The sequence below is a fragment of the Streptomyces sp. NPDC127038 genome (assembly GCF_042725875.1).
In the GTDB taxonomy this organism is placed as follows: domain Bacteria; phylum Actinomycetota; class Actinomycetes; order Streptomycetales; family Streptomycetaceae; genus Streptomyces.
In genome coordinates this window covers 1-12,217 of the sequence record NZ_JBHXDQ010000077.1, presented here as the reverse complement: position 1 = coordinate 12,217, position 12,217 = coordinate 1, and the positions used below count along the sequence as shown (strand labels likewise).

Sequence of the window (12,217 nt, the reverse complement as noted above, 5' to 3'; positions counted from 1 at the left end):
ACCCTGTGGCCGATCTCATCACCGTCGACAACCCCGACGACCCGCGTCTGCGCGACTACACGGGCCTGACCGACGTGGAACTGCGCCGCAAGCGCGAACCCGCCGAGGGCCTCTTCATCGCCGAGGGCGAGAAGGTCATCAGACGGGCCAAGGACGCCGGCTACGAGATGCGCTCGATGCTGCTGTCCGCCAAGTGGGTCGACGTCATGCGCGACGTCATCGACGAACTTCCGGCCCCCGTCTACGCGGTCAGCCCGGAGCTCGCCGAGCAGGTCACCGGCTATCACGTCCACCGGGGAGCGCTCGCCTCGATGCAGCGCAAGCCGCTGCCGACGGCCGAGGAACTGCTGCGGAGCGCGCGCCGGGTCGTCGTCATGGAGTCGGTCAACGACCACACCAACATCGGCGCCATCTTCCGCTCCGCCGCCGCCCTCGGCATGGACGCGGTGCTGCTCTCCCCCGACTGCGCCGACCCGCTCTACCGCCGCTCGGTCAAGGTCTCGATGGGCGCGGTCTTCTCCGTCCCGTACGCCCGTCTCGACACCTGGCCCAAGGGCCTGGAGTCGGTGCGCGACGCCGGCTTCAGCCTGCTCGCCCTCACCCCGGACGAGAAGGCGCGGTCCCTCGACGAGGCCGCCCCGCACAAGATGGACCGGGTCGCGCTGATGCTCGGCGCCGAGGGCGACGGGCTCTCCACCCGGGCGCTGATGGCGGCCGACGAATGGGTCCGCATCCCGATGGCCCACGGCGTCGACTCCCTGAACGTCGGCGCGGCGGCCGCGGTCGCCTTCTACGCCGTGGCGACGGGCCGCCCCGAGAGCTGAGCGCCGGGCTCTCCGGGACGCCCGTGGGCGCGACGCGCTCCGGCCGGACCGGAGAGCGCGTCCACGGGACCTAGGGGAGAGTCCCGGACGCCGGCTGCCCCTGCTGCACGGGGCTGCGCGGGGTGTCGTCGAGCCCGCGGGACGGACCCTGGCATCCCTGGGCCGCCGCGATGCCGAGCGCGACCAGCAGGGTCACCACCACGAACACGAAGAGCCGCTGGCGCAGCAGTCGCGGATTGGCGGGCCGCCGGCCGGTGCCGGTGGTGCGCGGGCCGGTCCTGCCGGTGCCGCTGCGGGGAGCCGGCCTGTTCCCGGTGCGGCCGGTGTTGCGCGCGGGCGCCGGACGCGAGCCCGACCGAGAGCCGCCGTTCGTCCCGCCGGCGCGCGGCAGGGGAGTGGTGCCCCGCGGCGGGGGAGTCGTCCCCGGACGCCGCTGGGTGCGCTGTTCGGCGTACTGCTCGGCCAGTCGTCCCGTCGGCCGGTCCGGGTCGGAGCGCTGTGCGGGCGGCCGGGTGTCCACCATGCCCTGGGCCTCGCGGGCGGCGATCTCCTTGAGCCGCAGGGACAGTTGGAGGGTGCTGGGCCGCTCCTCGGGATCCTTCGCCAGGCAGGCACGGACCAGCGGCGCGAGCGCGTCGGGGACCCCGTGCAGATGCGGTTCCTCGTGGACCACGCGGTAGAGCATCACCTCGGAGCTGCCCTGGCCGAAGGGTGAGTCCTGGGTCGCCGCGTACGCGAGCGTGGCACCGAGCGCGAACACGTCCGTGGCCGGGGTGACGGCGACCCCGCGGACCTGCTCCGGGGCCAGGAAGCCCGGGGAGCCGACCGCCGTGCCGACGTGGGTGAGCGTGCTGGCCCCCGTCGCCCACGCGATGCCGAAGTCGATGATCCGCGGCCCCTTCGGGGACAGCAGGATGTTGGACGGCTTGAGGTCACGGTGGACCACCCCGGCCTCGTGCACCGCGACGAGCCCCTCGGAGAGGGCGGCGCCGACCGCGGCCACGTCGGCCGCCGACAGCGGGCCCTCCTCGGCGACCTTGTCGTGCAGGGACGGGCCCGGCACGTACTGCGTGGCGAACCACGGGCGGTCCGCCTCCAGGTCCGCCGCGACGAGCCGTGCGGTGCAGCCGCCCCTGATCCGCCGTGCCGCAGAGACCTCGCGGGCGAACCGGGAACGGAACTCCTGATCCTCCGCCAGATCCGGCCGGATCACCTTCAGGGCCACGCGCTGGCCCCGGCGGTCGGAGCCCAGGTAGACCACACCCATACCCCCCGCGCCGAGCCGTCGGTGAAGCCTGAACGAGCCGACGACACGCGGGTCCTCGCGCCTCAGGCGCATCATCGCCATGTCCATCCCCGCTGCCCGGTCCGTTTGACGAGCCACAGCTTACGTTTCCGCGGCCGGGTGCGCGCAGAGGCCGCGCCCTCTCGTCCCGATCGATTGTCAGTGCCGGGTGGGAAACTTGAGAGGTGGTCAGGGAGCGTGCGCACAACAGCTCCTTGACCCGCCTGTGATCCCAACCATCCATCGCTGAAGGGGGATTGAGCCCGTGAGGGGTGACCGCGTGGAGATAGTCGTGGACGCAGGGGACACGACGCGTACGTACGAGGTGGTGGCGAGCAGGGCGGGGCGCCGGGTGGAGACGGCGGTGCGCCGAGGTGTGGTGGAAGTGAGCGAAGTCACTCGAAACGGAACAGTGGTACGGACCGCCCGCTTCATGGCGACTCGGGTGCTGGCGCTCGTCGAGCAGCCGGTTCCCCGGGAGGACAGCTCGGAACAGTAGGGGCACACCGGGCGTCCCCTCCGGGAAGACCCTGAGACCCGGGTCGGCGTCTCCACCCACGGTAGTACTCAGCAGGTCACGGCTCATCCTCCGGGAGGCCCGGCAATCGGTACGAGGGCATGACGACCCGACGGGTTCGCGCGCCTAGATTTGAGGTCAAGCGGCGGGTGCAGCACTCGTCCCCCGAGGTCAGTCACCCGCCGCTGCCAGGCACAACAGAATCTCGGGACGGAACTCGGTCAGGAGAGGGACCATGGCCCACATGGCACAGCGGACGGATCTCCGCACGCAAGGACGCAAGGCGTACGACGCCGCGTTCGGCGCCCGCCAGGGTCGTCGCCACCCGTTGGTGGCGACCGCGATGGTCCTTCCCCTGGCGGCCCTGCTCGTGGTCGCCTTCGGCGGCTGGGACGCGGTGGTCACACAGGCGTCGTCCGTGGGCGTGATGCTGGGGCGCTGAGCGGCGCCCCGGGCCCGGAAGAGCGGTCCGGGCGGGGACATCCGGCCATGAAACCCCGTGGGGACGGGGGTGCGGCGGACGGCAGGAAGATGCCCGCGCAGCTGGGGAGCTGCGCGGGCATCTCTTTTTTTGCCCGAGGTCCGGTGCCAGGGCTGGTGCCGGGTCCGGGTGCCCGGGGGTGTGTTCGGCCTCGTACGCTCTGGTGGAGGGTCCTGGCCGGCAGGCGCCGCCGGTGGTGATGCCGTACGGGCCCGTCGTCCAGTCCAGGGGGATCCTTGACCGTGTTGTCCGGCCTGCCGACCGTGCTCGGCGACGCGGCGCGTGCCGCGGCCCATCCGGCGGCCGGACCCGTGGCCGTACCCGGCCCCCGGGGAGCGTGCCCCTGCGGTGCGCGGGACACGCTCCTCGCCGACCGGGACGACGGCACCGTGGTCCGCCACGGCGAGGTCGTCGCCAAGGCGCACGCCCCGGACACGGACCCCGGTGAGCTGGCCGTCCGCCTCTCCGTGGCCTCGCGCCTCCCCGGCATCCTGCTGCCGCCGTCGGACCCGGCCCCCGCCGGCCTCCTCGGCCGCCGGGTGACCCTGTGGCCGTACGGCGCTCCCGTGGACCCCGACGCTCCCGAGGCCGCTCCCTGGGCGGAGGCCGCGACCCTGCTGGCCCGGCTGCACCGGGCTCCCGTGCCCGACGGGCTGCCGCCCATGCGGGGCCCCGCCAAGGCCGCCCGCGCCCTGGCCCGGCTGCGCGCGGCCGGGCCGCACCCGGCCGCCGCTCCCGTCCTGCGGGCCTGGGCCACTCTGCCCGGCTGGGCCCGGGCAGAAGCCCCGATGCCCGACACCACGACCCTGTGCCACGGCGACCTGCACCTGGGCCAGCTCGTACGTCACCCCGCGCCCGACGGCCCCTGGCTCCTCATCGACGTCGACGACCTGGGCGTCGGCGATCCGGCCTGGGACCTGGCGCGCCCCGCCGCCTGGTACGCCTGCGGACTGCTGCCGCCCGACGCCTGGTTCCGTTTCCTGGACGCGTACCGCGCCGCCGGCGGCCCCGCGGTTCCCGCGGACGATGATCCCTGGCCCGCTCTGGACGTCGCGGCCCGTGCCCTCACCGTGCAGACCGCGGCCCTGGCGGTCGCCAAGTCGGCCGCGGCGCACAGGCCGTTGGACGAGGTGCAGCGGGCGGTGGTCGACGCCTGCGACCGGATGAGTTCCGTACCGGCCGAGTTGACCCGGGGTTTCCCGACGTAGGGTGCAACCGACCGAGGCCGGACAGGTGTCTGTCCTGGCGGAAGCAGTACCGACCGGCGAGGAGTTGAGCCGAGCATGCAGTGTCCGAAATGTCATGCGCCGATGCACACGTACAACCGCAACGGCGTCCAGATCGAGCAGTGCAGCGGCTGCCGGGGGATCTTCCTCGACTACGGCGAGCTGGAGGCTCTGACGCGCGTGGAGGCGCAGTGGTCCCAGCCCGCGCCCCCGCCTCCGGGCGTCCCGCAGGCGTACCCGTCGGCGCCGGCGTGGGGTGCCCCGCAGCACGGCGGCCACGGAGGCCATGGCGGTCACGGGGGCCACTACGGAGGTCACGGCGGCGGTCATGGGCACCACCACAAGAGCTTCGGACACATGCTCTTCTCGTCCTGAGTCCCGCCGGCGCCGAACGCCGATGGCGCCGAACCCCGATGGGGCTCCCTCTCGTGCGGAGGGAGCCCCATCGGCGGGAGCCGCCCGGAGAACGGCGAAGCCCCCGGTCGTCAGAAGACCGGGGGCTTTGCTGGTGCGCGATACTGGGATTGAACCAGTGACCTCTTCCGTGTCAGGGAAGCGCTCTCCCGCTGAGCTAATCGCGCAGGTCACGCGGCCTGAGCCACGCTTGCTGCTGGTACTGCGTGCGCGATACTGGGATTGAACCAGTGACCTCTTCCGTGTCAGGGAAGCGCTCTCCCGCTGAGCTAATCGCGCGGGGATCCTTGCGGACCGGGTCCTTGCGGACCAGTGGACGATACTGGGATTGAACCAGTGACCTCTTCCGTGTCAGGGAAGCGCTCTCCCGCTGAGCTAATCGTCCTTGGAGGTGGAGACGGGATTTGAACCCGTGTAGACGGCTTTGCAGGCCGTTGCCTCGCCTCTCGGCCACTCCACCAGAAGTGCGGGTTCGGGAAGATCCCCCACTTTCCTGCGAGCGGACGACCAGGTTCGAACTGGCGACCTCAACCTTGGCAAGGTTGCGCTCTACCAACTGAGCTACGTCCGCTTGTCGTTTCCGTTTCGCTTGCGCGTCCCGGCGACGTGTTGAACTCTAGCGGATTCCCGGGCCAGCACAAAAACGCGTTTGCGCAGCGTGCTGCGGTCTGTCCGCCCGAGGACATGGTCAGGGCACTCGGAGGACACCCGCCCTATACTCGTCTGCGTGCTCGACCTCCCTCCTCTCGCCCGCTTCGGCGGCCTCGTCGCCACCGGTCTCCTCGATGTCACCAGCGATCCCGCGGCCCTGGACTCGTCCGGCTTCTGGGCCGTCTCGGCGGACTTCGAAGGGCGTCTGACCTGCGCCCGCTTCCGCGACGTACGAGAGGAGCCGGTGCCCGCCCCGATTCCCGGACGGTGGCACGGACCGGCGGCCGGCGACTGGACGTCGTCCCTCGACCGCGCCGCGTACACGGCCGGTGTGCGGCGCATCAAGGAGCACATCGCGCGCGGCGAGGTCTACCAGGCCAACCTCTGCCGCGTGCTCTCCGCGCCCGTCCCGGCCGACGCCGACGTCGACGCGCTCACCGCCCTGCTGGCCCGCGGCAACCCGGCCCCCTATGCCGGAACGATTCGGCTGCCGGAGCACGGCGTCGAGATAGCCACCGCCTCCCCGGAACTCTTCGTGCGCCGCGCGGGCCGTTCCGTGGAGTCGGGCCCGATCAAGGGCACCGGACGCACCGAGGCGGACCTCCTGGAGAAGGACTACGCCGAGAACGTGATGATCGTGGACCTCGTCCGCAACGACATCGGCCAGGTCTGCGCCACCGGCACCGTGACCGTGCCCGACCTGTGCGTCGTGGAGAAGCACCCGGGGCTCGTGCACCTCGTCTCCACCGTCGGCGGCGAACTGCGCGCGGACGTCGGCTGGCCAGGACTCCTGGCCGCGGCCTTCCCGCCCGGTTCCGTCACCGGAGCCCCGAAGTCCAGCGCGCTGAGGATCATCGACGCCCTGGAGACCGCACCGCGCGGCCCCTACTGCGGAGGCATCGGCTGGGTCGACGCCGACCGCCGCACCGGAGAGCTGGCCGTGGGCATCCGTACGTTCTGGATCGACCGCGCCGACGGCGTGCTGCGCTTCGGCACGGGGGCCGGCATCACCTGGGGCTCCGACCCCGAGGGGGAGTGGCGGGAGACCGAACTGAAGGCGTCCCGGCTGCTCGCGGTAGCGTCGGGAACGTACGACGCGGGGGACGGGCCCCTCACGGACTGACCCGGTGCCGGGAACGGACGGCGTGGGGACCGGGGCCCGAACACCGTGCCCGGACGAAGCGTCCGGCACACTCACATACGAGGTAGGACCAGTGAAGCTTTGGCTCGACGGCGGGCTCCAGGACATCGAGGCCGCCCGCGTCTCCGTCTTCGACCACGGACTGACCGTCGGTGACGGCATCTTCGAGACCGTCAAGGCGGTCCACGGCCGGCCCTTCGCGCTGACCCGCCACCTCGACCGGCTGGCCCGCTCGGCCCGCGGCCTCGGTCTGCCCGAACCCGACGCCGACGAGGTGCGCCGCGCCTGCGCCGCCGTCCTCGACGCCAACCCGATGCCGCTCGGCCGGCTCCGCATCACCTACACCGGCGGTCACGGCCCGCTCGGCTCCGACCGCGGGGAGCACGGTCCGACCCTGGTCGTCGCGCTCGGCGGCTCGGACCCGCGCCCCGACTCCACGGCCGTCGTCACCGTCCCCTGGACCCGCAACGAGCGGGGCGCCCTGACCGGCCTGAAGACCACCTCGTACGCCGAGAACGTCGTCGCCCTGGCCCGCGCGCGCGAACACGGCGCCTCCGAGGCGCTGTTCGCCAACACGGTGGGCCAACTCTGCGAGGGCACCGGGTCGAACGTGTTCGTCGTCCTCGACGGCGAGATCCACACCCCGCCCGTCGCCTCCGGCTGTCTCGCCGGCATCACCCGCGCCCTGGCCGTCGAATGGACCGGCGCCCGCGAGACGGACCTGCCCCTGGACGTCCTGGAGCGCGCCGACGAGATCTTCCTGACCTCCACGCTGCGCGACGTGCAGGCCGTGCACCGCGTCGACGCCCGTGAACTGCCGGGCGCGCCGGGCCCGGTGACCGCCAAGGCGATGCGCGTCTTCGAGGAGCGGGCCGCGGACGACCTCGACCCCTGACCGAGCCGGGTGCCACCGGGCGCGGCCCGCCGGGTAATTCGGCTGACGGCGGGCGCGCCAGTGGGTACAACTCCCCTTGATGACCACGACCCTGCGGCCGACCGAGCCGCTTCACCGCGCCGCCGACGGGACCCTCTCGCGCCGCTTCCGGGTGTGCGTGAACAGCCGTCCCGTCGGGTGGGTCCACCTCGCCACGGAACCCGGCGCGGGGCCGCCCGCCGCCCGGATCCGCGAGCTGAGCGTCGACGAGCCGGACCGCGGCCGGGGGCGCGGCACGGTCGCCGCGCTGGCGGCGGAGGAGGTCGCCCGCGGGTGGGGCTGCGGACAGATCACGGTGACCGTGCCCGCCCACGCGGCTGCGGCCCTGGCGCTCACCCGGGCGCTCGGCTACGTACTGCGCAACCGCATCATGGAGAAGGCGCTCGACGGCCCCGCGGTGGTCCTGCCCCCGGGCAGCGCCGACCGGCCGATGACGCGGGACGAGTACGAGGAGTGGGACCGGGAGGGCAGGCGGCAGTACGCCGAGGACTGGATCCGGCGCGGTGTGCCGGAGGCCGAGGCGCTGGCCAAGGCGGACCGTGACTTCGGCGGTGCGCTGCCGCAGGGCCCGGCCACCGCGAACATGTGGCTGAGCGTCCTGGAGCACGAGGGCGTCCCCGTGGGCGAGCTCTGGCTGGGGCGCCGCGGCGGACACGCCTTCGTCTACGACGTCGCCGTCCGGGCCGACCGGCGCGGGCACGGACACGGCCGGACGCTCATGCGGCTCGCCGAGGCCCGCGCGACGGCCGCGGGACTGGACCGCATCGCTCTCAACGTCTTCGCGGGGAACACCCCGGCCGAGCGGCTCTACGAGTCGCTCGGCTACGAGACGACGGAGTACCACCTGTACAAGACGCTGCTGTAGCGGAGGCGGGCACAGGCAGGTGGAGACAGGTGCAGCGGGCGGGGTGCAGGGGCCGCCGCTGCGGGAGCGGGGCGGCGCCGTGCGGGGCGCACGGCGCTCCCGTGGCCGGGATCGGGCCGTCAGCCCTCTTCGGCCAGGAGCCGGTCGGTGATCTCCTCGATCCGCTCGCGCAGTCCCTCCTGGCTCTTGCCGCCGTCCAGGCGCTCACCGCCGACGACGTACGTCGGGGTGCCGGTGACGCCGATCGCCTTGCCCTCGGCCTGGTCGGCGTCGACGATCAGGATGTGCCGCCCGTCGATCAGGGCCGTGTCGAACTCCTCGGCGTCCAGGCCGAGTTCCCGGGCGGCCTTGACGAGGAAGGCCTCGCCCTCGCGGTTCAGTTCCTCGACGCGACCGAGCACGGCCTCGATGTACGGCCAGGCGGCACCCTGCTCGGCGGCTTCCTCGGCGGCCTGCGCCGCGGCGAAGGCGTGCTTGTTCTTCTCCAGCGGGAAGTGCCGCAGCCGCGGCTCCAGGCGGTCGCCGTAGCGGGCCCGCAGCGCGTGCAGGTCGGCGAGGGCGTCACGGCAGTCGGGGCACTGGAGATCGCACCAGACGTCCAGGACGACGGGGGCCGGGCCGCCGGCGGAGGAGCCGGAGGAACCGGGGGAGTCGGGGGAGTCGCTCATGGGGTCCAGTCTCCCAGCCCGGCGACGACGCGGTGTCACCGGCACCGGGGGCGGTTCCGCGGGGACCTGAGGAGGACGGCGACCCGGAGATGTCCCTGAGGTCTGCGCGGACCGTGGCATACCGGGCGGGGGGCGGTGCAGGATGGAAGGGAAGAGGAACCCTGTCCCACGAGCCCTGCCTGGAGGACCGGAATGATCGCAGAGACCGTCTGCTCCGCCGTGTCCGTCGCCGGCCTGGGCATCGCCGCGGTGACCGCGTACCGCAGGCGTTACCTGGCGGCCGCCCGGATCGCCGCCTACTCGCTGGTGCCGATCGGCCTGGTCATGACCGGGATCGTCGGCTGGCTGGCCGACACCGCGTTCAGTCCGACCGCGTGGGCCGGTTTCGTGGTGCTCGGCGGCGCCTGGGCCATGTTCATGATCACCCGAGCCGTGGAGCGGCGGGGCGGCGGGACCCGCAAGGAGCGCAGAGCCGCGAAGGCCGCCGCCCGGCGCGAGGCGGAGGCCCCGACGGCCTCGGCCCCGTCGCTCGGCCAGGGCTCCGGCCTCTCCACCCGCCCCGCGGCGGCACCCCGGGCCACGGGCTCCGGCGACGACTTCAGCGACATCGAGGCGATCCTGAAGAAGCACGGCATCTGACCGGCGGAAGCGACACAAGATCACATACGTGACACAGGGAACGCGAGGAACCGTTCAGGTTCGAGCGCGCCCGTCACATCTTCCGGCGAACTCCCGTATATTCCGGGCGTGTTGATCGCGGAGTCCGTGCCCTCTGCGTCATCATCGCCCGCGAGATGCTGGACACAACAACGAGCGACACCGCTGCTCCGCCCGAGGAGCGGCGCGGTTGTCTCTTCGCGCTCTCCCAGCCGCCGCTGATGATCTTCCTTGCGGTGATCGGCTGTCTGCTGCTCATGGCTTCGCTGCACGACCTGCTGCTGCTCTGAGCTGTACACGGAGCCCCTGGCGCCACCCGCCGAGGGCTCCGTCAGTCCGGCCCCGCGGACGGCCCGCCGGGACATCGCCCGGCATCCCCTCCGTGAAGCGGTGCGGCGAGGGTGCGTGCATGGCGCCGCCGGGCAGACGGGAATTGTCAGACAGGCCCTAGCCCGCGGCTTCCTTGCGGCGGGCACGGTAGGCGGCCACGTGGAGCCGGTTCCCGCAGGTGCGGCTGTCGCAGTAGCGGCGGGAGCGATTGCGGGAGAGATCGACGAAGGCGCGCCGGCAGTCCGGGGCCTCGCAGCGCCGCAGCCGGTCCTGTTCCCCGGCGACGACGAAGAAGGCCAGCGCCATCCCGCAGTCGGCCGCGAGGTGATCGGCGACCGAGGCACCCGGTGCGAAGTAGTGGACATGCCAGTCGTAGCCGTCGTGGTCCGTCAGCCTGGGCGTGGTGCCGGCGGCCGCCACCAGTTCGTTGATCAGCGAGGCCGCGGCGCGCGGTTCCTCCGCGGCGAAGATCCCGGCGAACAGGCCGCGGACGTTCTGCACGGCCGTGAGATCGCGCTCCGACAGCACCCCGACATCGCTGATGTCGTGCTTTCGTACGAAGTCTGCGAGAGAGGGCACATCGGCGAGCCCGTCCGCCGTCTCGTCCTCCGGCGCGGTGTTCACCAGATCCACCACGGCGTCGAGTGCGCACCGGGTGTCGTGGGTGATCAGCACGTATCGCTCCCTGGCCTGGGGGTCGGGCGAGGGCGCCCGCCCGATGCTGGCCGATGGTAGTGGCTTCCCGGCGCGGCGGAGACGGGCGCCCGGCCGCGGGAGCCGGAGCGCGTGCGGGGAGCGACTGCGGGGGCGGGCGAGAGGGGAGTGGGCGGCCGGCTGCGGAGCGTGGCGGCCGGCGCGCGCCGGCGCCGGCACCGCGAACCTCCGCGATGCCGGCGCCGACGCTTCCCTATGCGGTTGTCTGAGCCCGAGCCGTCTCCCCGAGTGGACGGCGCCGGGCGGCTCTGTCGTGACGCGTCAGCTCTCGGCCAGGATGTGTGAGAGCTCCGTGTCGAGATCGAAGTGCCGGTGTTCCGTGCCGGGCGGCACGGCTGCGTCCGTTCGCTTCAGGAATGACTCCAGGGCCCTCGCGGGGGCTTCGAGCAGGGCTTCGCCCTCCGGAGAGCTCAGGGCGATGCATACGACGCCCTGGCCGTGGCTTCGGGACGGCCAGACTCGGACGTCGCCGGTACCGGTGGGCCGGTGCAGGCCCTCGGCGAGGAGGTCGCGGGCGAACACCCACTCGACGGTTTCCTCGGCTCCGGTGTGGAAGGTGGCGTGCACGGCATAGGGATCGGCCGTGTCATACCGCAGTCCTGCGGGTACAGGCAGTGAGGACTCGCTCGACACAACGAGGCGCAGGTGCAGCTCGCAGCTGACCGTGGTGTTCATAAGCGCCAGGGCCTTTCGCTCAGTGTGCGCTCGGGGATTCGCACGTCGGCGAAATCGACATGCCACCTACGGTGCCGTTGTAAACCCCTCTGAGGGTTTTGCCTGTCTTTATGTAACTCATCCGGCCGAGGGTTCGATCTCCGGATAGGGCCATTCCGGTGACTGGTTTCTCTCGGGTAGGGTTTGGTCGTATGAATACGGGGAGTGACGAGTCGGCCGAGGTCGCCACTGCGGGCGACGGGGCGAACAATGAGCGAGCGCTCGGTTCGCGTGCGCCCCAATTCGTCAAGGCGCGGCGCGCGCTGCACATGAGCTGGCAGGTGGGCGTTTTCGTCGTCGGGCTCGCGGTGGTCGTCGCGGGAGTGATCATGCTTCCGCTGCCGGGGCCCGGCTGGCTGGTGATCTTCGGAGGCATGGCGATCTGGGCGACCGAGTTCGTCTGGGCCCAGCTGGTGCTCCGCTGGACGAAGCGCAAGGTCACGGAGGCGACGCAGCGGGCGCTCGATCCCAAGGTCCGGCGCCGCAACATCGTCCTGACGACGATCGGGCTCGTGATCGTGGCCGTTCTGGTGGGCGTGTACCTGGCGAAGTTCGGCTTCGTCATGCCGTGGGACATCACGCAGTGACCCGGCCGGCGCGGGGTCGCTCCGGGCTGTCCGGGGTGGTCGAGGCCATCCGCTGACATGGGGTAATGTTCTTCCTGCGCCCGGGCGATTAGCTCAGCGGGAGAGCGCTTCGTTCACACCGAAGAGGTCACTGGTTCGAACCCAGTATCGCCCACACAGGAAAGACGGCTCCGGTCCACGACATCGTGGACCGGAGCCGTTCTCGTTGC

Annotated in this window: 15 protein-coding genes and 6 tRNA genes; 12 read left to right on the top strand and 9 right to left on the bottom strand. The window is 72.2% G+C overall.

Translation table 11 applies throughout. From position 1 onward, the window contains the following. The first annotated feature begins 5 nt into the window (after positions 1 to 5). Complete coding sequence (locus tag ACFWI4_RS35645; RefSeq protein WP_387205054.1) at positions 6 to 824, top strand: TrmH family RNA methyltransferase; 819 nt, start codon at positions 6 to 8, stop codon at positions 822 to 824. Between the two features lie 70 nt (positions 825 to 894). Here ACFWI4_RS35645 and ACFWI4_RS35640 read toward each other — a convergent pair whose 3' ends face one another. Continuing rightward, positions 895 to 2,178: a serine/threonine-protein kinase gene (locus tag ACFWI4_RS35640; RefSeq protein WP_385404293.1), complete on the bottom strand. Its 1,284-nt coding sequence runs from the start codon at positions 2,176 to 2,178 to the stop codon at positions 895 to 897. Between the two features lie 196 nt (positions 2,179 to 2,374). Between ACFWI4_RS35640 and ACFWI4_RS35635 the strand changes: the two genes are divergently transcribed. The 4 genes from ACFWI4_RS35635 (at position 2,375) to ACFWI4_RS35620 (ending at position 4,708) form a co-directional block, all read left to right on the top strand. Further along, positions 2,375 to 2,608: a hypothetical protein gene (locus ACFWI4_RS35635; RefSeq protein ID WP_326788867.1), complete on the top strand. Its 234-nt coding sequence runs from the start codon at positions 2,375 to 2,377 to the stop codon at positions 2,606 to 2,608. A 253-nt stretch (positions 2,609 to 2,861) separates the two neighbouring features. Then, entirely contained in the window at positions 2,862 to 3,068 is a 207-nt protein-coding gene (locus ACFWI4_RS35630) for a hypothetical protein (RefSeq protein ID WP_387205051.1), read from the top strand. Between the two features lie 275 nt (positions 3,069 to 3,343). Beyond that, a complete protein-coding gene (locus ACFWI4_RS35625) occupies positions 3,344 to 4,315 on the top strand; it encodes a phosphotransferase family protein (RefSeq protein WP_387205048.1) in 972 nt (323 codons plus the stop codon). A 75-nt stretch (positions 4,316 to 4,390) separates the two neighbouring features. Then, positions 4,391 to 4,708, top strand: coding sequence for a zf-TFIIB domain-containing protein (locus tag ACFWI4_RS35620; protein WP_387205045.1), 318 nt, complete (start codon positions 4,391 to 4,393; stop codon positions 4,706 to 4,708). Between the two features lie 131 nt (positions 4,709 to 4,839). Here the strand turns inward: ACFWI4_RS35620 and ACFWI4_RS35615 are convergent. From ACFWI4_RS35615 to ACFWI4_RS35595, 5 genes are all read right to left on the bottom strand, one after another. Next, a tRNA-Val gene (locus ACFWI4_RS35615) sits at positions 4,840 to 4,914 on the bottom strand. Between the two features lie 40 nt (positions 4,915 to 4,954). Continuing rightward, positions 4,955 to 5,026 (bottom strand) — tRNA-Val (locus ACFWI4_RS35610). Positions 5,027 to 5,060: 34 nt separating this feature from the next. Then, positions 5,061 to 5,132: transfer RNA gene (locus ACFWI4_RS35605), tRNA-Val, on the bottom strand. Between the two features lies 1 nt (position 5,133). Then, positions 5,134 to 5,207, bottom strand: a tRNA-Cys gene (locus ACFWI4_RS35600). A gap of 38 nt (positions 5,208 to 5,245) precedes the next feature. Continuing rightward, a tRNA-Gly gene (locus ACFWI4_RS35595) sits at positions 5,246 to 5,318 on the bottom strand. A 156-nt stretch (positions 5,319 to 5,474) separates the two neighbouring features. Between ACFWI4_RS35595 and ACFWI4_RS35590 the strand changes: the two genes are divergently transcribed. The 3 genes from ACFWI4_RS35590 (at position 5,475) to ACFWI4_RS35580 (ending at position 8,338) form a co-directional block, all read left to right on the top strand. Further along, entirely contained in the window at positions 5,475 to 6,521 is a 1,047-nt protein-coding gene (locus tag ACFWI4_RS35590) for a chorismate-binding protein (RefSeq protein WP_387205042.1), read from the top strand. A gap of 91 nt (positions 6,522 to 6,612) precedes the next feature. Further along, the gene (locus ACFWI4_RS35585; RefSeq protein ID WP_387205039.1) at positions 6,613 to 7,434 is read left to right on the top strand and encodes an aminotransferase class IV; all 822 of its coding nucleotides are present in this window, start codon (positions 6,613 to 6,615) and stop codon (positions 7,432 to 7,434) included. A gap of 79 nt (positions 7,435 to 7,513) precedes the next feature. After that, on the top strand, positions 7,514 to 8,338 hold the full coding sequence (locus tag ACFWI4_RS35580; protein WP_387205036.1) for a GNAT family N-acetyltransferase: 825 nt from the start codon (positions 7,514 to 7,516) through the stop codon (positions 8,336 to 8,338). 119 nt (positions 8,339 to 8,457) lie between these two features. Here ACFWI4_RS35580 and ACFWI4_RS35575 read toward each other — a convergent pair whose 3' ends face one another. Continuing rightward, positions 8,458 to 9,006, bottom strand: coding sequence for a DsbA family protein (locus ACFWI4_RS35575; protein WP_387205033.1), 549 nt, complete (start codon positions 9,004 to 9,006; stop codon positions 8,458 to 8,460). 192 nt (positions 9,007 to 9,198) lie between these two features. Here ACFWI4_RS35575 and ACFWI4_RS35570 point away from each other — a divergent pair, with 192 nt between their 5' ends. Both ACFWI4_RS35570 and ACFWI4_RS35565 read left to right on the top strand, forming a co-directional pair. After that, complete coding sequence (locus ACFWI4_RS35570) at positions 9,199 to 9,645, top strand: hypothetical protein (protein ID WP_387205030.1); 447 nt, start codon at positions 9,199 to 9,201, stop codon at positions 9,643 to 9,645. Positions 9,646 to 9,800: 155 nt separating this feature from the next. After that, a complete protein-coding gene (locus ACFWI4_RS35565) occupies positions 9,801 to 9,953 on the top strand; it encodes a hypothetical protein (RefSeq protein WP_167455603.1) in 153 nt (50 codons plus the stop codon). Positions 9,954 to 10,110: 157 nt separating this feature from the next. On the opposite strand, the gene ACFWI4_RS35560 is transcribed toward ACFWI4_RS35565, so the two are convergent. After that, positions 10,111 to 10,668 carry a CGNR zinc finger domain-containing protein gene (locus tag ACFWI4_RS35560; protein ID WP_385404313.1) on the bottom strand — a complete coding sequence of 186 codons (558 nt, stop codon included), beginning with the start codon at positions 10,666 to 10,668 and terminating at the stop codon, positions 10,111 to 10,113. Positions 10,669 to 10,968: 300 nt separating this feature from the next. Further along, a complete protein-coding gene (locus tag ACFWI4_RS35555; protein ID WP_003959770.1) occupies positions 10,969 to 11,382 on the bottom strand; it encodes an SsgA family sporulation/cell division regulator in 414 nt (137 codons plus the stop codon). A 191-nt stretch (positions 11,383 to 11,573) separates the two neighbouring features. On the opposite strand from ACFWI4_RS35555, the gene ACFWI4_RS35550 reads away from it, so the two are divergent. Then, on the top strand, positions 11,574 to 12,008 hold the full coding sequence (locus ACFWI4_RS35550; protein ID WP_385404315.1) for a TIGR02611 family protein: 435 nt from the start codon (positions 11,574 to 11,576) through the stop codon (positions 12,006 to 12,008). A gap of 82 nt (positions 12,009 to 12,090) precedes the next feature. Beyond that, positions 12,091 to 12,162: transfer RNA gene (locus ACFWI4_RS35545), tRNA-Val, on the top strand. Positions 12,163 to 12,217: the final 55 nt, after the last annotated feature.